The 25,377-nt window shown below is 71.7% G+C and carries 23 protein-coding genes; 9 read left to right on the top strand and 14 right to left on the bottom strand.

The features are described 5' to 3' along the window. Nucleotides 1-10: 10 nt before the first annotated feature. The 4 genes from GE300_RS05595 to GE300_RS05580 all read right to left on the bottom strand — a co-directional run bounded on the left by GE300_RS05595 (nt 11) and on the right by GE300_RS05580 (nt 6,183). On the bottom strand, nt 11-2,635 hold the full coding sequence (locus GE300_RS05595) for a TRAP transporter permease (RefSeq protein WP_154445546.1): 2,625 nt from the start codon (nt 2,633-2,635) through the stop codon (nt 11-13). An 80-nt stretch (nt 2,636-2,715) separates the two neighbouring features. Continuing rightward, nucleotides 2,716-3,684, bottom strand: coding sequence for a TAXI family TRAP transporter solute-binding subunit (locus tag GE300_RS05590; protein ID WP_154445545.1), 969 nt, complete (start codon nt 3,682-3,684; stop codon nt 2,716-2,718). 161 nt (nt 3,685-3,845) lie between these two features. Then, complete coding sequence (locus GE300_RS05585; protein WP_154445544.1) at nt 3,846-4,253, bottom strand: (R)-mandelonitrile lyase; 408 nt, start codon at nt 4,251-4,253, stop codon at nt 3,846-3,848. Next, nucleotides 4,189-6,183, bottom strand: a complete 1,995-nt coding sequence (locus GE300_RS05580; protein ID WP_154445543.1) for an acyltransferase family protein — start codon at nt 6,181-6,183, stop codon at nt 4,189-4,191. Before GE300_RS05580 ends, GE300_RS05585 begins: the two co-directional genes overlap by 65 nt. A gap of 141 nt (nt 6,184-6,324) precedes the next feature. Here GE300_RS05580 and GE300_RS05575 point away from each other — a divergent pair, with 141 nt between their 5' ends. Further along, the gene (locus GE300_RS05575) at nt 6,325-7,215 is read left to right on the top strand and encodes a hypothetical protein (protein ID WP_154445542.1); all 891 of its coding nucleotides are present in this window, start codon (nt 6,325-6,327) and stop codon (nt 7,213-7,215) included. A gap of 82 nt (nt 7,216-7,297) precedes the next feature. After that, nucleotides 7,298-9,193: an acyltransferase family protein gene (locus GE300_RS05570; protein WP_154445541.1), complete on the top strand. Its 1,896-nt coding sequence runs from the start codon at nt 7,298-7,300 to the stop codon at nt 9,191-9,193. A gap of 88 nt (nt 9,194-9,281) precedes the next feature. Here GE300_RS05570 and rpsI read toward each other — a convergent pair whose 3' ends face one another. Then, the gene (gene rpsI, locus GE300_RS05565; RefSeq protein ID WP_154445597.1) at nt 9,282-9,776 is read right to left on the bottom strand and encodes a 30S ribosomal protein S9; all 495 of its coding nucleotides are present in this window, start codon (nt 9,774-9,776) and stop codon (nt 9,282-9,284) included. Then, entirely contained in the window at nt 9,776-10,243 is a 468-nt protein-coding gene (gene rplM / locus GE300_RS05560) for a 50S ribosomal protein L13 (RefSeq protein WP_154445540.1), read from the bottom strand. The genes rpsI and rplM overlap by 1 nt, the downstream gene beginning before the upstream one ends. Before the next feature lie 220 nt (nt 10,244-10,463). Between rplM and GE300_RS05555 the strand changes: the two genes are divergently transcribed. From GE300_RS05555 to speE, 3 genes are all read left to right on the top strand, one after another. Continuing rightward, entirely contained in the window at nt 10,464-10,814 is a 351-nt protein-coding gene (locus tag GE300_RS05555; RefSeq protein ID WP_154445539.1) for a hypothetical protein, read from the top strand. A gap of 269 nt (nt 10,815-11,083) precedes the next feature. Next, the gene (speD, locus tag GE300_RS05550; RefSeq protein ID WP_154445538.1) at nt 11,084-11,611 is read left to right on the top strand and encodes an adenosylmethionine decarboxylase; all 528 of its coding nucleotides are present in this window, start codon (nt 11,084-11,086) and stop codon (nt 11,609-11,611) included. Nucleotides 11,612-11,880: 269 nt separating this feature from the next. Beyond that, entirely contained in the window at nt 11,881-12,741 is an 861-nt protein-coding gene (speE, locus tag GE300_RS05545) for a polyamine aminopropyltransferase (protein ID WP_325063117.1), read from the top strand. Nucleotides 12,742-12,757: 16 nt separating this feature from the next. Here speE and GE300_RS05540 read toward each other — a convergent pair whose 3' ends face one another. Further along, nucleotides 12,758-13,243 (bottom strand): type II toxin-antitoxin system RatA family toxin, encoded by a 486-nt coding sequence (locus tag GE300_RS05540; RefSeq protein WP_154445536.1) that lies wholly within the window; start codon nt 13,241-13,243, stop codon nt 12,758-12,760. Between the two features lie 89 nt (nt 13,244-13,332). Between GE300_RS05540 and hpt the strand changes: the two genes are divergently transcribed. Next, a complete protein-coding gene (hpt, locus tag GE300_RS05535; RefSeq protein ID WP_154445535.1) occupies nt 13,333-13,875 on the top strand; it encodes a hypoxanthine phosphoribosyltransferase in 543 nt (180 codons plus the stop codon). On the opposite strand, the gene GE300_RS05530 is transcribed toward hpt, so the two are convergent. Then, nucleotides 13,868-14,707 carry a glycosyltransferase family 32 protein gene (locus GE300_RS05530; protein WP_154445534.1) on the bottom strand — a complete coding sequence of 280 codons (840 nt, stop codon included), beginning with the start codon at nt 14,705-14,707 and terminating at the stop codon, nt 13,868-13,870. The two genes, hpt and GE300_RS05530, sit on opposite strands and share 8 nt — an antisense overlap. Before the next feature lie 4 nt (nt 14,708-14,711). Then, nucleotides 14,712-15,662: a lipoyl synthase gene (lipA, locus tag GE300_RS05525; protein ID WP_325063123.1), complete on the bottom strand. Its 951-nt coding sequence runs from the start codon at nt 15,660-15,662 to the stop codon at nt 14,712-14,714. A 365-nt stretch (nt 15,663-16,027) separates the two neighbouring features. Here lipA and GE300_RS05520 point away from each other — a divergent pair, with 365 nt between their 5' ends. From GE300_RS05520 to GE300_RS22855, 3 genes are all read left to right on the top strand, one after another. Beyond that, nucleotides 16,028-16,741, top strand: a complete 714-nt coding sequence (locus tag GE300_RS05520; protein WP_154445532.1) for a hypothetical protein — start codon at nt 16,028-16,030, stop codon at nt 16,739-16,741. A gap of 66 nt (nt 16,742-16,807) precedes the next feature. Continuing rightward, nucleotides 16,808-16,993, top strand: coding sequence for a hypothetical protein (locus GE300_RS22860; protein WP_233416775.1), 186 nt, complete (start codon nt 16,808-16,810; stop codon nt 16,991-16,993). Nucleotides 16,994-17,015: 22 nt separating this feature from the next. Beyond that, nucleotides 17,016-17,192: a hypothetical protein gene (locus GE300_RS22855; RefSeq protein ID WP_233416774.1), complete on the top strand. Its 177-nt coding sequence runs from the start codon at nt 17,016-17,018 to the stop codon at nt 17,190-17,192. A 126-nt stretch (nt 17,193-17,318) separates the two neighbouring features. On the opposite strand, the gene lpdA is transcribed toward GE300_RS22855, so the two are convergent. The 5 genes from lpdA to GE300_RS05495 form a co-directional block, all read right to left on the bottom strand. After that, nucleotides 17,319-18,716 (bottom strand): dihydrolipoyl dehydrogenase, encoded by a 1,398-nt coding sequence (lpdA, locus tag GE300_RS05515; protein ID WP_154445531.1) that lies wholly within the window; start codon nt 18,714-18,716, stop codon nt 17,319-17,321. Nucleotides 18,717-18,794: 78 nt separating this feature from the next. Then, nucleotides 18,795-19,391 carry a DUF924 family protein gene (locus tag GE300_RS05510; protein WP_233416773.1) on the bottom strand — a complete coding sequence of 199 codons (597 nt, stop codon included), beginning with the start codon at nt 19,389-19,391 and terminating at the stop codon, nt 18,795-18,797. Nucleotides 19,392-19,424: 33 nt separating this feature from the next. Next, a complete protein-coding gene (locus GE300_RS05505) occupies nt 19,425-20,714 on the bottom strand; it encodes an MFS transporter (protein WP_154445530.1) in 1,290 nt (429 codons plus the stop codon). Between the two features lie 80 nt (nt 20,715-20,794). Continuing rightward, nucleotides 20,795-21,850 carry a tRNA preQ1(34) S-adenosylmethionine ribosyltransferase-isomerase QueA gene (gene queA / locus GE300_RS05500; protein ID WP_154445595.1) on the bottom strand — a complete coding sequence of 352 codons (1,056 nt, stop codon included), beginning with the start codon at nt 21,848-21,850 and terminating at the stop codon, nt 20,795-20,797. A gap of 25 nt (nt 21,851-21,875) precedes the next feature. Beyond that, nucleotides 21,876-25,274: an AsmA-like C-terminal region-containing protein gene (locus tag GE300_RS05495; RefSeq protein WP_154445529.1), complete on the bottom strand. Its 3,399-nt coding sequence runs from the start codon at nt 25,272-25,274 to the stop codon at nt 21,876-21,878. Between the last annotated feature and the right edge of the window lie 103 nt (nt 25,275-25,377).

Below are 25,377 nucleotides of genomic sequence, written 5' to 3'. Positions count from 1 at the left end.
CGAACGGCCGCTAGAACGGCGCCTGCAGCCGGCGGCGCCACTGCAGCGCGACGATCCCGGCCAGGATCAGCAGCGCCGGCAGGAAGAACACCTCCTTCGGCATCCGCTCGGCCTCGAGGGCGATCTGGCGGATCGTCACCGGGGTGTCGCCGTAGAAGTCGTAGCCGTTGGCCAGCTGCTCGAAGAACGGCGTGCCGGGGAACGGCTCTTCCAGCACCAGCCCGGCCTCGTCCTCGAAGACGGTCAGACCGTAGGGGTCCAGCCGCGCGGCGGCGTCGCCGTCGGCCTCGGGGGTGATCAGCAGCGTGGTCTCGGCGATCCTGCCGGTGTCGAAATCCGGCCCCGAGATGGTCAGCCGGACCGGCGCGCCCGCCGCGCTGGCGGCGATCTGATCCAGCGCCTCGCCGCCGGAATAGGTCCGGTACGGCGGCTCGACCTGGTCCAGGAAGAAGCCGGGGCGGAACAGCATGAACACCACCAGCAGCAGCGCGACGGTCTCGTACCAGCGCGATTTGGCGATGAAGTAGCCCTGGGTCGAGGCCGCGAACAGCAGCATCGCCAGCAGCGAGACGAAGAACACGAACACGCCCTTCACCAGCCCGACGTCGATCAGCAGCAGGTCGGTGTTGAAGATGAACAGGAACGGCAGCAGCGCGGTGCGGATGTCATAGCTGAAGCCCTGGATCCCGGTCTTGATCGGATCGCCCTGGCTGATCGCCGCCGCGGCATAGGCGGCAAGCCCCACCGGCGGGGTGTCGTCGGCGAGGATGCCGAAGTAGAACACGAACATGTGCACCGCGATCAGCGGCACGATCAGCCCGGCCTGCGCGCCGACGGTGACGATCACCGGCGCCATCAGCGACGAGACCACGATGTAGTTCGCGGTGGTCGGCAGGCCCATGCCCAGGATCAGGCTGAGAACCGCCACCAGCACCAGCAGGATCATCAGGTTGCCGCCCGAGACCGTCTCGATCACCTGGCCGATGATCTGGTGCGCGCCGGTCAGGCTGATGGTGCCGACGATGATCCCCGCGGCCCCGGTCGCGACGCCGATCGAGATCATGTTGCGCGCGCCCATGATCAGCCCCAGAACGAAGTCCTGGAACCCGGCCACCGCCTCGGAGGTGGCATGATGCTCGCCCCGGAACAGCGCCTTCAGCGGCCGGTGCGTCAGCGCGACGATGATCATCATCACCGCGGCCCAGAACGCCGACAGCGCCGGCGACAGCCGGTCCAGATCGTCCGTGCGGATCATCAGGTTCCACACCAGCACCAGGATCGGCAGCGCGTAGTAGGCCCCGCCCATCAGCGTCGGGGTCAGCCGCGGCGCCTCGACCACGCCCTCGTTCGGATCGTCCGGCTTCACGTCCGGGTAGCGCGACGCCACCCACACCAGCGCGACATAGGCCACGGCCAGGATCGCCAGCGAGGCAAGGATGCTCTGGTCCGGCATCACCGGCTCCAGCAGCGCGCGGATCGCCACCATGATCCAGGCGGCGGCGGCGACCAGCAGGAAGCCGGACAGGAACAGGATCAGGATCATCGCCACGCCGATCTGACGGCCCGGCTTCTTCAGCCCGGTCAGCCCCATCTTCAGGCTTTCCAGGTGTACGATGTAGAGCAGCGCGATGTAGCTGATCACCGCCGGCAGGAAGGCGTGCTTGATCACCTCGATGTAGGGGATGTTGACGTATTCCACCATCAGGAACGCCGCCGCGCCCATCACCGGCGGCGTCAGCTGGCCGTTGGTGGAACTCGCGACCTCGACCGCGCCGGCCTTTTCCGCCGGGAATCCGATCTTGCGCATCAGCGGAATGGTGAAGGTGCCGGTGGTCACGGTGTTGGCGATCGACGAGCCCGAGATCATCCCGGTCATCATCGAGCTCAGCACCGACGCCTTCGCCGGCCCGCCGCGCAGCGCCCCCAGCAGCGCGATGGCGACCTTGATGAACCAGTTGCCGCCGCCGGCCTTGTCGAGGATCGCGCCGAACAGCACGAACAGGAAGATCATCGTCGTCGACACCCCGAGCGCGACGCCGAACACGCCCTCGGTCTGCATCCAGTAGTGGCCCATGGCCTTGGTGAAGGACGAGCCGCCGTAGTTCGTCAGGTTGCGGATCCATTCCGAATAGCCGCCGAAGAACGCCAGGGACAGGAACACGCTGGCGATGACCACCAGCGGCAGCCCCAGCGAGCGGTAGACCGCGACCAGCAGCGCCGCCATGCCGATGCCCGACATCACCACGTCGGTGGTGGACCACAAGCCGGGACGCTGGGCGATCTCGAACCGGTACAGGATCAGGTACAGGCAGGCGGCGACGCTCAGCGCCACCAGCACCCAGTCGTAGACCGGGATCCGGTTCTTGTGGCCGAACAGCGGGAACGCCAGATGCGCCAGCGTCAGCGCGAACGCCAGGTGGATGTAGCGCGCCTGGGCGACGACGTTGGCGAACAGCGACACGCCGGTCGCCTGCCCCAGCACGCCGGGCAGCGACGAGGCGATGTACAGCTGGAACAGCGACCAGACGATGCAGATGCCGACGATCAGACGCTGCTGGAACCCGGCCACGTTGCGTGCGCCGGTGTCGGCCTCGGCCACCAGATCGTCGGCGGTACGCTCACCGGTGACGCTCATCGCTCATCCCCCTGCAGCACGGAACCGGAAAACCGAAAGCGCCGCCCCGCGGAACCGGGGCGGCGCGGGAACGCGGCGGCCTATTCGAGCAGGCCCAGTTCCTTGTAGGCGCGCTCGGCGCCCGGGTGCAGCGGCGCCGACAGCCCGTCCTGGACCATCTCCTCGGCCTTCAGGTTGGCGAACGCCGGGTGCAGGTTGCGGAAGTCGTCGAGGTTTTCCATCACCGCCTTGGCGACGACATAGGCGACCTCCTCGGGCACGTCCTCGGAGCTGACGAAGGTGGCGCCGACGCCGAAGGTGGTGTTGTCCTCGTCCTGGCCGGTGTAGGTCCCGGCCGGGATCGTGGCGACGCGGTAATAGCTGTTCTCCGACACCAGCTTGTCGATCGGCTCGCCGACCACGTCGATCAGGTCGACGTTGCAGGTGGTGGTCGCTTCCTCGATCGCCGCCGCCGGGTGGCCGATGGTGTAGATCATCGCGTCGATGTTGTTGTCGCACAGCTGCTGCGCCATCTCCGAGCCCTTGTACTCGGTCGCCAGCGAGAAATCGTCCATCGTCAGCCCGAACGCGTCCATCACCACTTCCATCGTGGCGCGCTGCCCCGAGCCGGGGTTGCCGACGTTGACCCGCCTGCCCTTCAGCTCCTCGAAGCTGGTGATGCCGCTGTCGGCGCGCACCAGCAGGGTGAACGGCTCGGGGTGGACCGAGAACATCGCCCGGATGCCCGGGAACGGGTTGTCGGCGAACTGCGAGGTGCCGTTGTAGGCATGGTACTGCCAGTCGGACTGGGCGACGCCGAACTCCAGCTCGCCGGCCTTGATGGTGTTGATGTTGTAGACCGAGCCGCCGGTCGACTCGACCGCGCAGCGGATGCCGTGCTCCTTGCGCTCGCGGTTCACCAGCCGGCAGATCGCGCCGCCGGTGGGATAGTAGACACCGGTGACGCCGCCGGTGCCGATCGAGATGAAGGTTTGCTCCTGGGCCAGCGCGGGCCCGCCCGCCAGCATGGTCGCGGCAGCGACGGCGGCAAGCAGTGTTTTGACGTTCATTGGTTTCTCCTCCGTGGACCTTCGCGGCGCGAACATGCGCCTGCTGTGCCCGCCGAACGAATCGACGATGCCCGAGTTTAGCGTCAATTGCGCGCGATTGCCCGGGTGCGATCAGAACGCGCGTTAACCTTACGTTGCGGAAGGATAATCCGCCGCCGAGCTCAACCCGCCGGCGGCCGGGTGTAATCGCCGTCCTCGACCGGCTCCAGCCAGTCGGTCTCGTCGCCCTGCGGGCTGGGCTGCATCGCCACATGGGTCATCGCGGTGTCCGGTGCGGCGCCGTGCCAGTGCTCCACGTCGGGCGGGATCCAGATGCTGTCGCCGGCCCGGATCGGGCGCGGCGCCTCGCCGCGCAGCGCGATCAGCCCGGCGCCCTGGGTGAGGTGCAGCACCTGGCCGTGGGTGTGGCTGTGCCAGTGCGTGCGCGCGCCGGGCGCGAAGCTGACCAGGTTGGCCCGCACCCCCGGCGCGTCGGGGGCCGAGGCGATCGGGTCGAGCCGCACGCTACCGGTAAAGGTGGACTCGGGCCCGGTCTGTGTCGGGCGGCTGCCGCAGGGATAGATGATCATGATGGTCTCCTGTCGTTGCGGTGCCAGCATCGACAATTTCCATCAGCCGGGCAACGACCGGCGCCGCCCCCGCCGGGGTCAGGTGCGAGGCGTCGCGCCACAGCGGCGCGCCGTCGGCGGCGCGGACCCGGCAACGGGCGGCGCCGGGCGCGCAGAACAGGTCGCGCACCGGGACGGTACGGGCGCCGGCGGCGGCCGCGAAGCGGCGCAGAACCGCCGCCGCGGCGCCGTTGCGCGCCGCCTCGTCCAGCGGCGGCAGCGTCGCGGTCGCCGTCCCGGTCGCCACCCCGGTCGCCGTCCCGGTCCAGGCCAGCCGCGCCAGGCTGTCGGGCACCGGCGCCGCGAACTCGGGCACCGGCATCGGCAGCAGCACCTGCCGCCCGGCAGCGCGCAGCCGCGGGGCGAAGGCCTGCAGTGCCGCCTCCAGCGCGCGGGCGTTCGCGGCGGGCACGCTCGCCGCCAGCGCCGCGCTGCCGTAGGCGACCGCCGGCAGGTCGCCGCGCGTGCCGTCGGTGACGTTGCCCCACTGCGCAGCGGCGATCACCGTGCGCAGCTTCGGGTCGGCCAGCACCTGCGCCCAGGCCGCCTGCATCAGCGCCGCGCAGCCCGGTCCGCGACCGGGGGCGGCGCTGCCGAAGCCCGGCACCGGCGCGCACCAGCTGCCGGTGTAGACCACCGCCGCGCGGCCGCGCGCCGCCAGCGCCCGGTCCAGCGCCGGCCCCAGGTGGTCGGCGTGGCTGTCGCCGATCAGCGCCAGGTCCGGTTCCACGCCCGGCGCGCCGATCACGCAGCGCGCGCCGGCGGCGGCCTGCGCCGCGTCCAGCCGGTCATGGCACGGCGTGCTCGACACCCGCGCCTGCGCCAGCACCGCGCGCGCCTCGGCCGGCAGCCGCGCCGGCAGCCCGCCGCTCAGGTGCAGCCCGACCCCGGCCGCGACCAGCGCCAGCCCCGCCGCCGGCAGCAGCCGGCCGCCGGCGCCGCGCGCGGCCGGGCGCTCGACCAGGTGCCAGCTGCCCCAGGCCAGCGCCAGCGACAGCGCCAGCAGACCGGGCGCGGCCAGCGGCCAGGGCGCCTCCGGCCAGCGCAGCGCGAAGAACACGAACACCGGCCAGTGCCACAGGTACAGCCCGTAGCTGAGCTGCCCCAGTCGCACCAGCGGCGGCGCCGCCAGCAGCGGCGCGCCGCCGGCGCCGATCACCAGCGCCGCGCCGGCGACCGGCAGCAGCGCCGCCGCGCCGGGCCAGGCCATGCCGCCGTCGAAGCCGGCGAAGGTGGCCAGGATCATCGCCAGCCCCGCCGCCCCCGCCGCCCGCGGCAGGCGCGGCAGGGTCCAGCTCGCCAGCGCCGCACCGGCAAGGAATTCCCACAGCCGGAACGGCGTCAGGTAGAACCCGGCCTCGGGCAGCGCCCGCGCCGCCCACACCGCCGCCGCCAGGCTGAGCAGCCCCGCCGCCAGCAGCCCGGCGCGGCGCCACAGCAGCAGCGGCGCCAGCAGGTAGAACTGCCCCTCGACCCCCAGGCTCCACAGGTGCAGCAGCGGCTTGCCGGCGGCGGTGGCGGCGAAATAGCCCGACTCATGCCAGAACAGCAGGTTGGCGGCGAACAGCGGCGCCGCGCCGGCGGCCTGCCCGAAATCCTTCAGCTGCTGCGGCAGCAGCACCGCGGCGGCCACCGGCAGGCTGACGGCCAGCACCAGCAGCAGCAGCGGCAGCAGGCGGCGCACCCGCCGGCGCGCGAACGCGGCCAGATCGACGGTGCCGGTGCGCGCCCGTTCGGCGGCGAACAGCCCGGCGATCAGGTAGCCGCTGATCACGAAGAACACGTCGACCCCGGCAAAGCCGCCCTGCACCCACGGCACCCGGGCGTGGTACAGCACCACCCCGGCGACCGCGACCGCCCGCAACCCGTCGATGTCCGCCCGATACCGCATCGCGCCCCCGGAAAAACCGGCCCGATCGGACCGCAGCAAGGTTAATATTTCGTTCTCCCGGTCGCTTGTCCCACGCAGGTTTGCTTTCCGCGACCGATGGTGGTTCGATGCCGGCAGAACCAAACGCGCTGGAAAACAGACATGTACAAATTCGAGAAAGATGGCGTGACTTATTTGAACAACGCGCGCGGCGTGCCGTTCAACCTGGGCGACGAGCTGTGCTCCCCCTTTCTATATTACCGGATTCATGCGGCGCCTGCCTGCTCGGGACAGGTACTTGTCGTCGGCGGTGGTGCCTTCGAGACCCACCAGAGCGCGCTTGCCGACGAGTACCACTATCGCATCACCTGGGCCGTCGGTAATTCCGCCTCGATCGATCGCGGCATCAAGGGCTTCCTGTCCCGCCGCCGCCGCCGACGACGGATCGAGGAACAGACCTTCCCGATCCACGAGACTGCATTCCTGTCATCGCGTGATTTGGGAACGTCGGAAGAATTCGTACCCTGCCCCAGCTGCCATCATCCGATCGCCGAGGTCGCGCGCGGCGATCGAATCGGTCTGGTATTGAATGCCAACCCTCGGGTTTCGGGCAATGTCGAAAGGATATTCGCGGAGGTGAAAGCCCGACATCCCGATGTTCTGTGCCTGACCAACGAGGCAAGCGTTCAGGATCTGCGCGCGTTGATGCAGAAGACCGACCGGATCATCACCAATTCCTATCACATCACCTACTGGTCGCTGCTCAGCGGCGGCAAGGTGAGGGTGCTCAGCTACTCAAGCAAGCTCGCCAGCGTCCTCGATATCTTCGGCGTCGGCGATCAGACCGTCCGCTTTGAGAAGGGATCCGCCACGTCGCTCCTGAAGACGGTGGTCGCGGCACTGGAAGCGCCACGCTGGCTTGCCATCGACGATTCCGAGGGCACCAGAACACGATTCCGCCGATTGAACGCGGCATTCGCCTCTCGGATCGAATCCAGCATCCCCGGCCTGAGCATCGTGCTGCGCGAGGAATCGCTCGACGAACTGCCTTGAACCACCCGACAGATTCTGCGATCGCCCAGCCGCGGGCACCTGGTGCGCATCTTCGCCACAATCTCGGCTAAAATTGCGCACCATGAACCACCGGCCGGACATCGACGGGCTGCGCGCGGTCGCGGTGCTGCCCGTGATCCTGTTCCACGCGGGCTTTTCCTGGGCCGCGGGCGGGTTCGTCGGCGTCGACGTGTTCTTCGTGATCAGCGGCTACCTGATCACCCGGCTGCTGCTGCAGGACCTGGCGCAGGGGCGCTATTCGCTGACCCGGTTCTACGAGCGGCGCGCGCGGCGCATCCTGCCGGCGCTGCTGTTCGTCACCGCCGCCACCGTGCCGCTGATGATGCAGGTGATGACCCCCGAGGAACTCGAGGACCACTTCGCGGCGGTGATCGCCACCGCGGCGTTCGCCTCGAACCTGTGGTTCTGGCAGGAGGCGGGCTATTTCGCCGCCCGCGCCGAGGAACTGCCGCTGCTGCACACCTGGAGCCTGGCGATCGAGGAGCAGTTCTATGTGCTGTTCCCGCTGCTGCTGGCGGCGCTGTGGCGTCTCGGGCCGCGGCGCACTGGGCTGGCGCTGGGCGGGCTGCTGCTGCTCAGCTTCGCGATCGCCGCGGGCGGCGTCGGCGGCAGCGAGGCCCGCTTCTACCTGCTGCCCGCGCGCGCCTGGGAGCTGCTGGCCGGCGCGCTGTGCGCGCTGTGGCACCACCGGTACGGCGCCCGCGCCGACGGCCGCCGCGCGGCGCTGGGGCTGCTGGCGATCACGGTCAGCATCGCGATCAGCCATCCGGGGCTGGCGTGGCCGTCGCAGTACACGCTGCTGCCGGTCGGCGGCACCGCGCTGCTGCTGCTGCACGCCGAGGGCACCGCCGCCGGCCGGCTGCTGTCGGCGCGGCCGCTGGTGGGGATCGGGCTGATCAGCTACAGCGCCTACCTGTGGCACCAGCCGCTGCTCGCGGCGCTGCGCCTGTCCGATGCGCGGCCGCCGTCGGAGGCGATGCTGCTGGCGGCCGCGGCGCTGGCGCTGCTGCTGGGCTGGGCGACCTGGCGGCTGGTCGAGCAGCCGTTCCGGCGCCGCCGCGGCGGCGATCCGGCGCCGCCGGTGCGCGCCGCGGCGGCGGCGCTGGCGGTCACCGCGCTGGCGGCGGGGATCGCGGCGCCCCAGGTCGACCGCCTGTCGCGCTTTCCGCGGCAGCCGGACTTCGGCTGGGAGGACGCGGTACGGCAGTACGACTGCATGCTGCAGGAGAAGAACGAGACCACCCACGCCGACGTCTGCTACGCGCCGCCGTCGGTGCTGCTGTGGGGCGACAGCCATGCCGCGGCGCTCTATCCCGGGCTGCGGGCGGCGGCGGCGCGGCGCGGGCTGCCGGTGACCCAGCTGACCCAGGCCGGCTGCCCGCCGCTGCTGGACCTGGACCCGGCGATCCTGAACCACCGGCCGAACTGCAACGCGGTCAACGCCCGGATCCTGGAGCATGTCCGGCAGACGCCGTACCGGCTGATCGTGCTGCACGCCGGCTGGCGGCACTGGGGCTATCCGATGGACGACGCCGCCTTCGACGCCGCGCTGGCGCGCACCGTGCAGGTGCTGTCGCAGGCCGCGGGCGACGCGCGGGTCGTCGTCGTCGGGCCGGTGCCGCGCTGGTACCCGACGGCGTTCAAGCAGTTCATCCTCACCCGCGAGTACCGCCCCGAGACGCTGAGCGCGCGGGGCGACGCGCTCTACGCCGACGCCTACCTGATGGCCGGGCGCAACCGGGCGCTGGCGCGGGGCCTGGCGGGCAGCGGCTTCGCCTATGTCGATCCGGCCGACAGCTTCTGCCCCGCAGGGGACGGCCCGCGCCGCTGCCTGATCACCTTCGACGGCACCGCGACCGGGCTGGTGTCGGTGGACAACGACCACCTGTCGCCGCGCGCCGCCGAATGGTTCGCCGAACGCGCGCTGGCGCCGCACCTCGCCGCCGCGGCGGACTGAGGCCCGCGTCGCGATCCCGGCGGCGCGCATGAAAAAGGCCCGCCGCGAGCATCGCGACGGGCCTTTCGAGTTGTCGAAGCCGACCGGATCAGCGCTTCGAGAACTGGAAGCTGCGGCGGGCCTTGCGGCGGCCGTACTTCTTGCGCTCGACCACGCGGCTGTCGCGGGTCAGGAAGCCGGCGGCCTTCAGCGCCGGGCGCAGAGACGGCTCGTACAGGGTCAGCGCCTTCGAGATACCGTGCTTGACCGCGCCGGCCTGGCCGGACAGGCCGCCGCCCTTGACGGTCGCCATCACGTCGAACTCGCCCTCGACGCCGGCCACGGTGAAGGCCTGGCCGATCACCATCTGCAGCACCGGACGGGCGAAGTACTGGTTCATCTCCTTGCCGTTCACCGTGACCTTGCCGTTGCCGGGCTTGATCCAGACGCGGGCCACCGCGTCCTTGCGCTTGCCGGTGGCGTAGGAACGGCCCAGCGCGTCGCGGACCTGCTCGTAGGACGGCGCGGCCGCGACCGCGGCCGGGGTGTCGACGCCGTCGACGGCCTCGCCGAGGGTCTCGAAGCTCTTGATATCGTCGTTCATCATGCCTGCTCCCGGGTGTTCTTCGGGTTCATGGCGCGGACGTCCAGAACCTCGGGCTGCTGCGCTGCGTGCTCGTGCTCGGTGCCGGCATAGACGCGCAGGTTGGACATCTGCTTGCGGCTCAGCGGGCCGCCCGGCAGCATCCGCTGCACGGCCTTCTGGATCACCCGCTCGGGGAAGCGGCCTTCCAGCAGCTGGCCGGCGGTGCGCGACTTGATGCCGCCCGGGTGGCCGGTGTGCCAGTGGTAGTTCTTGTCGGTGCGCTTGTTGCCCGTCATCTGCACCTTCTCGGCGTTGATGACGATCACGTTGTCGCCCATGTCCATGTGCGGCGTGAAGCTGGGCTTGTGCTTGCCGCGCAGGCGCATGGCGATGATCGAGGCAAGCCGGCCCAGAACGACGCCCTCGGCGTCGATCAGGACCCACTTCTTCTCGATCTCTGCCGGTTTGGCGGAGTAGGTTTTCATCGGTCTTGTCCAATCGTCTGTGGCGGTGGCGTCGGTGCCGTCACCACCCGGAAAGCGGATGAGCGGTTTCTACGGATTTCCCGCGCCATGTCAACGCCCCGCCTTCCGGTATTTTCCTTGCCAATCATGGCCTTGCAATTAAGGTATCATATTACCCCAGATTTCTCGGACGTTTTCCCGCACGACGTATGACGACGGAATGACACGATGCGCTGTCCTCATGCGCAATGCGATCGAGTGGCGGACGTCATTCATGGATGTCGATAATGGCGATACGGATCCTCGGCACCCGCCGCGGCCTGCGCGTTCGCGGCGATCCTTCCCGATGTCGCCGCACCGCTTCGGCGCCGCCGCGCTGTTCTTGGCCCTTGTCGCGCCGGACGACCGGTTCATGCCGCACGAGCACGCCGGGCTGCTTGTCGGCGCCCTGCCCGAATATGTGATCTGTGCGGCCCACCTGCTGTTCCGGTCGGGGATCATGGCTCAGCTTCCGGGCCGCAGGCGGCCGCGGCCGCCGGCCGGGTCCATGGGTTTCGACGTATCGTTCCGCAGACCAGGCCGATCGTGCTGATCGTGGATGCGCCCAGGTTCATGGGCTATGCGGTCTGGGCGCTGTTCTGGACCGGCCGGGCCCGTTCGGCGCTGCGTCCGGACCCCGGCTGACGCCGCCCGGACGCGACAGGCCGGAAAAATTCCGCCCATTGGCGTCTTTGCCCTTGAACGAGTCGGCGCGCCCGATTAGGTCGCCGCCCACAGGGTTGCCGATCCCAACTTCGGGTTTTCCCGGGGGGGCGCTAAGGAACCGCTGGATTCATTCTGCTGGCTGGCATGGAGGACGCGATGAAAAGCGCCACCCACGTCCAACTGGGGAACGGTCTGGAGACAGGCGCCACCCACGCGGGCATTCCCGCGCAGGCATCCGTGTCTGCGCATGAGAACCACCTGGAGCTGGTCCATGACCGCGACGTGTTCGATCCGTCGCGCGACGATCACTTCATCCGCCGCGACGGCAAGGTCTTCGCCGGCACGCACCTGATCATCGAGGTGATCGACGGTGTCGGGCTGGACGACCGGTCCCGCATTGAGCAGGCGTTCCGCGACTGCGTCGACGCGTGCGGCGCGACGCTGCTGCACCTGCACACGCACAAGTTCTCGCCGCAGGGCGTCAGCGGCGTGGCGGTGCTGGCCGAAAGCCACATCTCGGTGCACACCTGGCCCGAGATCGGCTATGGCGCGTTCGACGTGTTCATGTGTGGCGACGCTGAGCCGTGGCGCGCGGTCAGCGTGCTGCGCAACGCCTTTGCCGCCGGCGACGTGCGCGTGCGCGAGCTGCTGCGCGGCGAAGAGATCGTCGCCCAGCGGCTCTGACGCCGCCCGGGCGAACGCCGCGACGAAGCGGCGTTCGCCGGCGGACGTGAACGCGATCCCCACCCTCGAAGATTGCCGCCGCGTCGGCGCCCCGCGCCGGCCGCGCAGGGGCCGCACCGGCTGGCCGGCATCGGCCCGAGGCGGGCGCAGGCACGCAGCGCCGCGGCGCGCCCGTTCCGGCGCCGCTGACCGCCGCCCCCACGGCCTTGCAGGCCCCGCGGCCCTCGCCCATAGTCCGCGCCACCCGCAGACCCCGCAAGGAGATGGCCGTGCCCCAGACCCAGCTTCCCGGATGGACCTTCGAGGCGCTCTACGACGACTACCGCCAGGCGCTGGCCGAGGACGAGGTGCTCTACGACAGCCGGACCGAGCACCAGCGCATCCGCGTGTTCACCAACCCGCGCTTCGGCCGGGTGCTGACGCTGGACGACGTGGTGCAGACCACCGAGGGCGACGAGTTCATCTATCACGAGATGCTGACCCATGTGCCGATCCTGGCGCACGGCGCGGCGCGGCGCGTGCTGATCATCGGCGGCGGCGACGGCGGCATGGCGCGCGAGGTGCTGCGCCACAGCGCGGTCGAGCGCGTCACCATGGTCGAGATCGACGCCGGCGTGGTCGCGTTCTCGAAGAAGTACCTGCCCGGCCTGTCCGCCGGCGCGTTCGACGATCCGCGGCTGGAGCTGGTGATCGCCGACGGCGCGCAGTTCGTGCGCGACTGCGCCGACCGGTTCGACGTGATCATCGTCGATTCAACCGACCCGGTCGGCCCGGGCGAGGTGCTGTTCACCGACAGCTTCTATGGCCGCGCGAAAGCCTGCCTGGCCGCGGGCGGCATCCTGGTCACGCAGAACGGCGTGCCGTTCCTGCAGGGCGCGGAGCTGACCAACACCATGCGCGCCTTCCGGGCGCTGTTCGCCGACGCGACCTGCTATCTGGCCACGGTGCCGACCTATGCTGGCGGGCCGATGGCGTTCGGCTGGGGCACCGACGGCGACGCGCGCCGCACCCCGGCCGAGACGTTGCAAGACCGCTTCGCCGCCGCCGGGATCGAGACCCGCTACTACACCCCCGAGGTGCACCGCGGCGCCTTCGCCCTGCCCGGCTACGTGCTGCGGCTGCTGCCCTGAGCCGGCGGCGCGCGGCTCAGGCCGACGCCGCGCCGGAGCCGGAGCCGGAGCCGGACGTCCCGTACAGCACCGCCGCGCGGCGCTCGAAGGCGCGCACGACGCGCTGCATGGCGTCGTTGAACACGATCCCGATCAGCGCCTGCAGCGCCCGCGAGCGGAACTCGAAATCGACGTGGAAATGCACCTGGCAGCGGTTCGGCCCCAGCGGCTCGAAGCGCCAGTCGTTGATCATGTGCCGGAACGGGCCGTCGAGGTACTCGACGGCGATCCGGCGGGCCTCCGGGTCCAGCGTCACCCGGCTGCCGAAACGCTCGCGGAACACCTTGAAGCTGATCACCAGCTCGGCGTCGAGGATCTCGCGCGCGCCCTCGGGATGGCGGCGGCGGATCCGCGCGGCGCTGCACCACGGCAGGAACTCGGGATAGCTCTCGATGTCGGCCACCAGCGCGTACAGCTGGTCGGCGCTATAGGGCATCTCGCGGTCTTCGGTATGAGTCGGCATTCTGCGGTATATGGCCCGGCAATTCGGATTGACAAAACCCCGCGTTGCCGCAGGGTGCGGACGCCAGCACAACACGGGGGCCGCGACCCATGCAACCGGATCATTCCGCCTATGTCATCGACGAACTGATCTCGGCGAAGTCCATCGCCGCCCGCGTCGAGGAACTCGCGCGCGATATCTCGGCGCATTTCCGCGGCACCGACAAGCTGGTCGTCGTCGGCCTGCTGCGCGGCAGCTTCGTGTTCATCGCCGACCTGGTGCGCGAGCTGGAGCTGCCGGTCGAGGTCGACTTCCTCGAGGCGTCGTCCTACGGCAACGCCACCGAAAGCAGCCGCGAGGTGCGGATCCTGAAGGACCTGCGCGGCGAGATCGAGGGCCGCGACGTGCTGGTGGTCGAGGACATCGTCGACACCGGCCACACGCTCAAGCATGTGCTCGACATCCTGAACACCCGCCATCCCGCGCGGCTCGAGGTCTGCGCCCTGCTCGACAAGCCGGCGCGGCGCGAGGTCGACGTCAAGGCGCGCTGGACCGGGTTCGAGATCCCCGACGAGTTCGTCGTCGGCTACGGCATCGACTACGCGCAGCGCAACCGCAACCTGCCGCACATCGGCACCGTGCGCTTCACCTGAGCGCCGGCGCCGGCGCGTCCTGCCGCGGCGCGCGGCCCAGGGCCCGGCGCAGCACCGGCTCGGGCCAGTCCAGCCGCCAGTTCAGCTTGTGGATCGGCGCGCCGCGCCACGCCTCGGGCGCGCGGGCCAGGAACGCGGCGTCGTCCGCCACCGCCTTGCGCAGCTCCAGCAGCGCGTGCAGCGGCCCGCCCGGCAGCCGCGGCGCCGCCTGCCAGCGCGCCGCCAGCGCCGGGTCGGCCAGCACGCGGAAGGTGAACAGGTAGTGCGGCCAGAAATACGGGTGCAGCGGCCGCGACCAGCCCTGGCCGGGGGTCACATACCACGCCGGCGGCCGGGTCTTCGGGCCGCGCTGGTGCAGCCGGCGCCGCCAGACCGGCATGGCGCGGACCAGCGCCCGCGGCCGGTGCCAGTAGCGCCGCGCCTCTTCGGCCCAGGCGGCCAGCAGCGGATCGCCCGGGGCGGCGTAGAGGAACCAGTTCGACAGCGCCCGGCCCGGATCGCCGCGCCGCGGCGCGCACAGATCGCCGGTGTCGAGCTGCCCGTCGAACCAGCGCGCCAGCGGCCGGCGCGGCAGCACCGAGGCATCGGCCCAGATCCCGCCGTGCTGCTCCAGCAGGCACAGCCGCAGCGCGTCGGCCCGCACCTGGATCGTCGCCCCGTCCAGGTCGAACCCGCCGCGGCGCAGCACCGGCGCGGCCTCGGCGGCGGTCAGCAGCCGCACCTCGCGGTCCGGGTTCAGCCGGCGCCAGGCGCGGACCGCCGCGCGCACCACCGGCGGCGCGTCGTCGTCCAGTCCCTGCGCCCAGAACAGGTGCACCGGCGCCGGCGTCACCGGCTCAGCGGCCGGCCAGCGCCGCCTCGCGCGCCGCCCGCAGCCGGGCGAAATCCTCGCCGGCGTGGTAGGACGAGCGGGTCAGCGGCGTCGCCGAGACGGTCAGGAAGCCCTTGCCGTAGGCGGCCTTCTCGTAGCTGGCGAATTCCTCGGGGGTGACGAAGCGGTCGACGTGATGGTGCTTGGGCGTCGGCTGCAGGTACTGGCCGACGGTCAGGAAATCCACGTCCGCGGCGCGCAGGTCGTCCATCACCTGGTGCACCGCCTGGCGGTTCTCGCCCAGCCCGACCATGATGCCGGACTTGGTGAACATCGCCGGGTCGATCTCCTTCACCCGCTGCAGCAGCCGCAGGCTGTGGAAATAGCGCGCCCCCGGCCGCACCTCGGGATACAGGCCCGGCACCGTCTCGAGGTTGTGGTTGAACACGTCCGGCTTCGCCGCCACCACGACCTCCAGCGCCTCGGGGGCGCATTTCAGGAAGTCGGGGGTCAGGATCTCGATCGTGGTGCCCGGGCACTTGCGGCGCAGGGCGCGGATCGTCTGCGCGAAATGCTCGGCGCCGCCGTCTTCCAGATCGTCGCGGTCGACGCTGGTGATCACCACATGGTTCAGCCCCAGCTTGGCGACGGCATCGGCGACGCGCCCCGGCTCGAACACGTCCAGCGCGTCGGGGCGGCCGGTGGCGACGTTGCAGAAGGTGCAGCCGCGGGTGCAGATCTCGCCCATGATCATCATCGTGGCGTGACCCTGGGACCAGCACTCGCCGACGTTCGGGCAGCCGGCCTCCTCGCAGACGGTGACCAGCCGGTTCTCGCGCATGATCCGCGCGGTGTCGCGGTAGCCCTGGCTGGTCGGCGCCTTGACCCGGATCCAGTCCGGCTTGCGCAGGATCGGCGCGTCGGCGCGCTTCTGCTTCTCGGGGTGGCGCTGGGCGCGGTCGCTCAGATCGCGCACCCGCTGCGCGCGCGCCGCCGGCGGCGCCTTCGCCGCGGCCTCGGCGGCTGCCGCACCGGGCTGCGGCTCCGGTGCGTTCTGATCTGCGGTGGTCATGCGCGGACACTCCTTGCAGCTTCGTCCGGCCGGCGCGGCTGCTGCGTCCGGCGGGCAGGATCGTTCAGCGTTAAACGGTCGGGCCCCTGCCCGCGCCGTTGCCGCCGTCGGGTGGATAGTAATGCCTCGCGCGGCGGAATTGAACCCGCGCCGGCAGGCCTTTTGCCGCGCCCGGCCGGCTTCCCTTTCGCGCCGGCGCGGCGTAGGGTCCGGCCCGACATGCACGGCACGCGGCGACAGACAGCCACAGGCGGAGGGCAAGCGAGCAGATGTACGACCAGACGGAACGGCCGGCGTTCGGCGGCGGCGCGGTGTTCATGGCGGCGCTGCGGCTGCTGCGCCATCACGCGCTGGCGCTGATCGGCTTCGCGGCGCTGGCCAACCTGGCGCTGGCGCTGCTGTCGACCGGCGTGTCGCTGGCGCTGACCGGCACCGCCTCGGGGCCCGGCGGGCTGCTGGAGTACATATTCGGGCCGCTGATCTTCGCGCTGCTGGTGCTGCGCAGCTCGGACGCGCTGGCCGGGGCGCAGCGGCCGCTGGGCGAGCAGCTGCGCCAGGTGCTGGCCCAGGCATGGCCGCTGATCGCGCTGTCGCTGGCCGCCTCGCTGATCACCGCCTTCGGCCTGCTGCTGCTGGTGGTCCCCGGGCTTTACGCCGCCGCGGTGCTGCTGCCGCTGACGCCGGTGATCCTGTTCGAGCGCGCCGGCTGGGAGGGCCTGGCCCGCAGCTACGCGCTGGCCCGGCCCTATGCCTGGCCGATCGTCGGCGTGGTGCTGCGCATGACCCTGGTCGGCCTGGTCGTGCTGATCCCGCTGATCCTGCTGATGCTGCCCGAGACCGCCGGCGGCGGCGGGTTGCTGGTGCTGCTGCTGTCGGTGCTGGGCGGCGCGGCGCTGGTCGCGCTCTACGCGGTCGCCGGCTACATGATCTACCTGCGCCTGCGAGAGCTGCGCGACGGCGGCGTCAGCGACGTGTTCCGCTGACGCGGCGCCGGACGCGCCCGGCGCCGGGGTGCGCTGATCGGCGCGACCCCGCCGACCGGAGCCGCCATGCGCCCCGACCCGGACCGATCCCTTGCCCGCGCCCGGCTCGGCAACCCCCACGGCGTGCCGACCCTCGACGCCGCCGGCAAGACCTGGCGCGCCGAGATCGGCCAGGCCCTGGCGCTTGCCACCGGCGCGCGGCTGTTCACCTGCAGCCGCAGGAATACACCCCGCTGGCGCTGTTCCGGCTGAAGATGGCGCCGGTTGCGCTGGGGTGCTGAACGCGCTGCTGCACCTGCACCGGCCGCTGGCCACGCTGCCCGCCGTGCGCCGCCGGATCATCGCCGCGCTGTCGCTGGCGCTGTGGCCGTCGGTGCTGCTCTGCGGCCGCCTGCTGGCCTGCGTCCGAGCGGCTAACGTTTTGTCAGGAATCGGAACGCCAGCAAATTGATGCGGTTAAGGGGGTTCTCACGGTGAAATCCGCGATTTTTCACGCGGTTTCGCCGGACCGCCGCACGCCGAGCGCAAACGGCCGGGGATCGCCCCCGGCCGTGGTCCGCGTCCGCCGCCGGGGCGGTCAGAAGTGGATCGCGCGCCCGTAGGCGTCCAGCACGCTCTCGTGCATCATCTCCGACAGCGTCGGGTGCGGGAACACCGTCGCCATCAGATCCTCCTCGGTGGTTTCAAGCTGACGGCCGACGACATAGCCCTGGATCAGCTCGGTCACCTCGGCGCCGACCATGTGCGCGCCCAGAAGCTCGCCGGTCGTGGCGTCGAACACGGTCTTGACCATGCCCTCGGGCTCGCCCAGGGCGATCGCCTTGCCGTTGCCGATGAACGGGAAGTGGCCGACCTTGATCTCGTAGCCCCTCTCCTTGGCCTGCGCCTCGGTATAGCCGATGCTGGCGACCTGCGGCTGGCAGTAGGTGCAGCCGGCGATCGCCTCGGGGCGCACCGGGTGCACGTCGTTCTTGCCCGAGATCAGCTCGGCCACCATCACCCCCTCGTGGCTGGCCTTGTGCGCCAGCCAGGGGGCGCCGGCCAGATCGCCGATCGCATAAACGCCCTCGACCCCGGTGCGGCAGTAGCCGTCGACGACCACATGGGTGCGGTCGACCTTGACGCCCAGCTTCTCCAGCCCCAGGCCCTCGGTGTTGCCGACGATGCCGACCGCCGAGATCACCGTGTCGACCTCGATCTTCTCGACCTTGCCGCCGGTCTCGACATGGGCGATCACCTTGTCGGCGCTGCGGTCCAGCTGCTTGACCACGGCGTTTTCCAGGATCTTCATGCCCTGCTTGGCGAACTGCTTCCTGGCGAAGCCCGAGATCTCGGCGTCCTCGACCGGCAGGATCCGGTCCAGCACCTCGACCACCGTCGTCTCGGCGCCCAGCGTGTTGTAGAAGCTGGCGAACTCGATCCCGATCGCGCCCGAGCCGATCACCAGCAGCTTCCTGGGCATGTGCGGCGGCTGCAGCGCGTGCTTGTAGTTCCAGACCCGCTTGCCGTCCGGCTCCAGCCCGGGCAACTCGCGCGAGCGGGCGCCGGTGGCCAGGATGATGTTCCGGGTCTTCAGCTCCTCGGTGCCCTTGTCGGTCTTGACGCTGACCCGGCCCCCGGCGGGGACCGAGGCCTCGCCCATGATCGTCGTCACCTTGTTCTTCTTCAGCAGGTGCGAGACGCCGCCGCTGAGCTGCTTGGCCACCGCGCGCGACCGCTTGACCACCGCGTCGATGTCGTAGCCGACGTTCTCGGCCTTCAGGCCGAAATCCTTGGCCCGCTCCATCAGGTGGAACACTTCGGACGAGCGCAGCAACGCCTTGGTGGGGATGCAGCCCCAGTTCAGGCAGATGCCGCCGATATGCTCGCGCTCGATCACGGCGGTCTTCAGGCCCAGTTGCGCCGCGCGGATGCCGGCGACGTAACCGCCCGGCCCCGAGCCGATGACGACCACATCGAATTCACTGTCTGCCATGTCTCGCTCCTTCGACAGGGATTTGCTTACCCTTAAACCATCTGCAGGCCAGAGACCATCGACCCCAGGTCAAAGCCGCTATGACCCGCGCAGCGCGCGCAGCAGCCCGCCGTAACCCTCGCCCTCGAGGAAGGCGCGCTCGTCGTCGGTGGTCTCGCGCCCGAGCGCGGCGTTGCGATAGGGAAAGCGGCCGAACCGGGCGATGATCTCCTGGTGCACGCGGGCGTGCAGCCAGATCTCGCCCTCGCCCATGCGCTCGGCGGTCAGCTCGACGCCGCGGGCCTGGTCCAGCGGGTCCTCGGAATGCTCGAACGGCAGGTAGAAGAACTGGCGCTGCGGCACCGGCGTCTCGCGGTCGAAATCGCGCAGCACCGCCGCCGAGGCGCAGGCCCGCGCCGCGCCGTCGGTGGCGAAGGCGCGCGCCTCGCCGCGGAACAGGTTGCGCGGAAACTGGTCGAGCAGGATCAGCGAGGCCAGCGCCTCGTCGGCGCTGTCCATCCACGGCGCGGCGCCGGCGTCATGCGCCGCCTCCCACGCCGGCAGGAACCGGGTGCGGATCTTCTCGTCGACCTCGGGGTCGACCTTGTACCACCCCTCCTCGCCGACCTCGGTCAGCCAGAAGTCCAGGATCTCGCGGGCGGTCCGGTGTTCGAGCGCGTCTGTCATGCGGCTCATGAAACACGCGCCCGCGCGGGTTGGCAACCGGGCTCAGACGTGTGCGCCGGCCTTTTCGGGCTGCGGCGCGGCGGCGTCGCGCTCCTCGTCCTCCTGCGCCATCTCGGCGGCGTATTCCTGCGCCATCTCGACCGCGAACGGCGAGGCCTGCGACAGCACCGGGACATAGGCCGAAGTCTCGTCCGGGGCGGCGCGCTTCGACATCCGGTAGACCGCGTAGCCGGAGATCGCCGCCATCAGCGTGCCGGTGAAGCCGAAGAAGGTCCAGGTGCCCAGCCGGTCCATCAGCAGACCGATCAGCAGCGGCCCCGAGATCGCCCCCAGCCCGTTCGCGAACATCAGCCCGCCCGAGGCGGCGGCCATGTCCTCGTGCTCGAGGAAGTCGTTGGTATAGGCGATCAGCAGCGCATAGAGCGGGTTCGCCACGCCGCCGACCATGAAGCCGGCGATGCAGACCACGACGAAGCTGTCCAGCAGCGGGATCGAGCCCAGCACCACCGCCGCGCCCAGCGCGGTCGAGCCGGCGATCAGCACGCGCCGGTCCATCCGGTCCGACAGCCAGCCGATCGGGTATTGCAGGATCAGCCCGCCGGTGTAGATCAGCGCCACGAAGATCGAGGTCTCGGCGGCCGAGAACCCGGCCTCGGTCGCGAAAATCGCCGACATCCCGAAGATCGCCGACAGCACGCCGCCCAGCGCGAACATGCCGACCATGCCCAGCGGCGACGCCTCGTAGAGTTGCCGCAGCGTCATCGGCTTGGCGGCCTCGAACACCGGCGCGGGCGTGGCCGACAGCAGGATCGGCGCGACCGAGACCGACACCAGCACCGAGATCACCACGAACAGCGTGTAGCCGGTCGGATCGGCCAGGTTCAGCAGCGCCTGGGCCGAGATCACCCCGATCATCTGCACCATCACGTAGAGCGACAGCGCCTGGCCCCGGGTCTCGTTCGTCGCGCTCTCGTTCAGCCAGCTTTCCGAGACCACGTAGACCCCGGCGAAGCAGAAGCCGACCATCAGCCGCATGATCCCCCAGCTGACCGGGTGCGGCACCGCGGCATAGAGGATGAAGCCGGCCGAGATCAGCGAGGCCAGCGCCGCGAACACCCGCACATGGCCGACGCGCCGAATCAGGTTGCCGCTGACCCGGCTGCCGATCAGCAGCCCGAGGAAATACGCCGACATCACGTAGGACATCGAACTGGCCGAGAATCCCTCCAGCGAGCCGCGCACCCCCAGCAGCGTGCCCTGCAGCCCGTTCCCGATCATCAGCAGAAGCAGCCCCAGCAGGAGCGCCCATGCGTTGGTCACCACAGAGATCATCGGCCCACTCCTTGCGCAGACGAGGTATCGCGCACCGCGGCGACGCCTATCATGGCTGACAGCGACGGCAACGGTCGTTTTCAGTCCTCGGGCAGCAGAAGCGACGAGTCGCCGTAGGAGAAGAACCGGTAGTCCCGGGCGATGGCGTGGGCATAGATCGCGCGGATCCGCGCCACCCCCATCAGCGCCGAGACCAGCATCATCAGCGTCGAGCGCGGCAGGTGGAAGTTCGTCATCAGCCCGTCGGCGACGCGGAACGCGAAGCCGGGGCGGATGAACATGTCGGTCTCGCCGCGGAACGGCGCGATCGCGCCGCTGCCGCGCGCCGCCGATTCGATCAGCCGCAGCGCGGTGGTGCCGACCGGGATCACCCGCCCGCCGGCGGCGCGGGTGGCGGCGATGGTCTCGGCCGCCGCCGCGGTCACCTCGCCCCATTCGGCGTGCATCCGGTGGTCCTCGATCCGCGCGGCGGTCACCGGCAGGAACGTGCCCGCGCCGACGTGCAGGGTGACATGGGTGCTGGCCACGCCCGCCGCCGCCAGCGCCGCCAGCAGCCCCTCGTCGAAGTGCAGCGAGGCGGTGGGCGCGGCGACCGCCCCCGGCACCCGCGCGAACACGGTCTGGTAATCCTCGGTGTCCCGCGCGTCCGCGGCGCGGCGCCCGGCGATGTAGGGCGGCAGCGGCATCTCGCCCAGCCGCTGCAGCGCCGCGTCGAAGGCATCGCCCTCGGCGTCGAAACGCAGGTGCACCTCGCCGCCGTCGCGGCCCAGCACCTCGGCGCTCAGGGCGTCGTCGAAGACGATCACGTCGCCCGGTGCCAGCCGCTTGGCGGGTTTCGCCAGCACCGTCCAGCTGCCGTCGGGGCGGGCGGTGGCCAGCGTCACCTCGATCCGCGACTCGCCGGTGCCGTGGGCGCTGTCGCGCCGGCGCAGGCCGCGCAGCCGGGCCGGCAGCACGCGGGTGTCGTTGAACACCAGCAGGTCGCCCGGGCGCAGGATCTGCGGCAGGTCGCGCACATGCCGGTCGGCGATCGCGTCGCCGCGCGCCAGCAGCAGCCGCGAGGCCGGGCGCGGCCGCACCGGGCGCAGCGCGATCAGCCGCTCGGGCAGGTCGAAGTCGAAATCGTCGAGCGTCAGCTCGGACATGGGCGCGCCTCGGGGTTCAGCCCCCGGGCGCGGCCCGGGAGCGGCTCTGGAACAGGCCCCGCGTGGCGCCCGGCGTCAGCAGCGACAGCGGGTTGACCGACACCTGCGGGGCGGCCGCGCGGCCCGTAACCCGAAAATTCGCGCCCAGCAAGCCCTCGCCGGGGCGGCCGCCCAGCAGCGCGCCGATCCCCGCCAGCCGCTGCACCATGCCGTTGAGCATGTACACCGGCGAGACCACGCCGCCCAGGTCCAGCGCGTCGGCGTTGGTGTCGTACACCCCGTCCACGGTGACGCCCAGGCTGGCACCGACCGCGCGCGCGTCGCGCACATGGACCCGCCCGCGGTCGATCGCGAACCGGCCCTGGGCGTCGCGGAACAGGATGCCCGGGCCCGCCAGCCGTTCGGCCAGACCGATCACCGACAGGCCCGACAGCATCTGCGCCATCACCGGCGCGTTCACCAGCCGCGCATCCTGCATCGAGAAGCCGCCGGTCAGCGGCCCGCCCTCGCCCGGCGCCACCGTCACCCGCAGCGTGCCGCCCTGCACGTTGCGGTTCAGACCCGCCGCCGCCAGCACCGCGCCGCCGCCGCCCTCGTCGCTCTGCAGGTAGATCTGGCCGTCGTCGGCGATCACCCCCGACACCGGCGCCGCGCCGTTGACCCGTGCCCGGAACCGGTCCGCGCCCGCCGCCCCCGGCGCCAGGGTGCCGCTCAGCCCGGTCAGGCGGATGCGGTCGGCGATGACCACCTCGGTGCCGTCCAGCGCGATGCGCCCGCCGCCGCCGGCCGCGGCCGTGGCCGGCAGCCCGCGGCGCAGGTCGATGCGCCCGCCGCGGATCGCCACGTCGCCGCCGGCGCGCCAGCGCACCGGCGCGTCCAGCCAGCCGCCCAGCCGCAGCCGGTCGAGCGATGCCCCGGCCAGGCGGCCGGCGGCCAGGTCCAGACTGCCCTCAAGCGTCAGGCCGGGGCCGCTGAGCGCGATCCGATCGACCCGGGGCGGGTCCGACAGCGCACCGCGCAGGGTAAGCCGCCCGTCCGAGGCCGCCGCCTTGCGCCAGCCCAGTGCCGGGATCGCCAGCGACAGACCGCCCAGCGCGACGTCGGCCTGGAAAACCGGCGCGCGGTCCGTCGGCAGCGTCAGCACGAAGCTGCCCGCGCCGCGCCCGCCCAGCGTGCCCGGCGGCAGTGGAATCCCCAGCCCGGCGGCGGTCTCGGCGGTGACGTCCAGCGTGCCGCGCACCTCGGCCGGCCCGGCGTCCGGCCCCAGGTCGCGGCGGAACGCGGCCTGCACCGGCACGCCGGAAACCGTCACCGGCCCCTCGACGCGCAGGGTCTCGCGGTCGGCGGTCAGCGTCAGCCGGTCGGCGCGCAGCGGCCGGCCGCGCGCCAGCGTGTCCGAGGCGACATCGGTCAGCGTCGCGGTGGCGCCGATGCCGATGTCATCGGCCCGCAGCCCGTCGATCAGCGGGATGTCCAGCACGGCCCGCGCCGCGACCCGGCCCCGCGCCAGCCCGGCGTCCAGCCCGGCGCGCGACAGCAGCCGCAGCGGCGGGTTGTCGATCAGCGCCAGCATCTGCGGGATGCCGCCGCGCCCGGTCACCGTCGCCCGCCCCAGCGGCGGGTCCTGGCGCACGTCGGCGATGGCGAAGCGGCTGCCGGCCAGGTCCAGCCCCGCGCCGGCGCCGGGCCCGGAGCGGCCCTGCTCCAGCACCAGGTCGAAGCGGTCGCCGACCAGCTGCGCCCGGCCGGCCGCGCCGACCAGCGGCGGCATGCCGTCGACCAGCCGCGCGCGGCCGCCGTCGAAGGCCAGGTCCAGTCCGACCTCGGGCCGTCCGCCGTCGGCGCGCAGGAACGCGTCCAGCCGCCGCACCCGCCCCTCGCTGACCCGGTTGGACACGAACCGGCGCACGTTGCGCAGCGCCGTCTCGGGCCAGCCGGCCAGCACCTGGCCGATCTCCAGCCCCTCGGCGCTGGCGTCCAGCGCCAGCTGCCAGCGGTCGGGCAGCGCCGCGATCTTCCCCGAGACCTCGGCGCTGCCGGCGTCGCCGCGCACGGCAAGGCGGCCCAGCTCGATCCGGAACGGATCCAGCGTGACCCGGGCCAGCGCCTCGCCCGCGGTGAAGCGCAGCGGCGCGTCGCGGCCCGGGTTCGCGGCCAGGGTCAGGTCGGACAGCGCCAGCTGCCCGGTCAGGCTGGCGACGCCGCCGGCTGCCGAGCGCTCGACCAGCACCGTGCCGCGCGCGGTCAGCGCGCCGTAGGCGGTGTCCAGCCGCAGCCGGGTCACGTCGAACGCCGAGCGGTCGGGATCCCAGGTGAAATACGCGCCGGCGCCGTCGAAGCCGAAGCGCCGACCGGGCAGCGGCGTCACCGCGCCCTGCCCCATCTGCAGCCGCCCGGCCAGCGACAGCAGCGTGCCGTCGTCGGCGACCTCGGCCGCCAGCGCGCCGCTGACCGGCGCGTCGATCACCGACAGCCAGTCCAGCACCGCGACCTGCCCGGCAAGATCCGCCGGGCGCGCATTCTCGAAGCGCAGCTGGTAACGCGTCCGCCCGATCCGGGTGTTGCGGCTGACCGAGGCCAGCACCGGCACCGGCGCTGCCCCGGCGCGCCGCAGCACCGCGTTGACCGAACCGCTGAGGAAATCGCCGTCGCGCAGCAGCCGCGCGCCGGCATCGTCGGCGCGCCAGCGCGCGCCGGTGCGCGCGTCCTCGAAGCGCAGCGCCACCTGGCCGAAGCGGACCTGCTCCAGCGCGTCCAGCATCAGCGGCCCGCCAGCGCCGGAACCACCGCGCCCGCCGCCGAGAGCGCCGCCCGACACCGCGCGCAGAAACGCCTGCATGTCGCCGCCGCCGCTGCCCGCGGGCGGCCAGATCCGCACTGGCGCCGCGCCGTCCGCCGCCACCAGGTGCAGCGCACCGTCGGCGCCGCGCCGCAGCTTCAGGCCGATGCCGTCCAGGTCCAGCGTCCGCGGCCGGATCCGGCCGCGCAGGCTGTCGGCCATCGAGAAGCCGGTGGCCATGCGCGGCACCTCGAGCGTGCCGCCGCCGGCAAGCCCGCCGATGCGCACGTTCGACAGCGTCAGCCCGGCCGGCCCCTCGCCCGCGCCCAGAGTCAGCGACATGTCGCCGACCCGGACGTCGTCCGCGCCCAGCCGTCCGGCGACCAGGCGGCTGACCTCGGGCGCGATGCGGGCCAGCGACAGCGTGCCGTCCTGCAGCAGCAGCATCAGCCCGGCGGCCAGGATGACCGCCGCCGTCACCAGCTTGGTCAGCGCCGAACACACCTCGCGCAGGCAGAAGCCGCAGAACGCCGCGCCGGGGCCGGGCCGCGCGCGGCCGCGCAGACGGCCCCGCAGACGGGCGCGCGGCGCCCTGGCCGGCACGATGGTGCTGTCCTGCAGTCGCTTCGCCTTCAAGCGGTGTCCTTCGCGCTACCCTCCGGGCGCGGCGCCCGGCCCGCCGCTTCCGGCCCCTCTTGCCGCGGCGCCGGTCCCCCGGCGTTCGCGTCTTGCCCCTTGC

The organism is Halovulum marinum (genome assembly GCF_009697225.1).
Classification (GTDB): domain Bacteria; phylum Pseudomonadota; class Alphaproteobacteria; order Rhodobacterales; family Rhodobacteraceae; genus Halovulum; species Halovulum marinum.
Note: the sequence above shows the minus strand (reverse complement) of the source record. Positions and strands in the feature narration are given on the sequence as shown.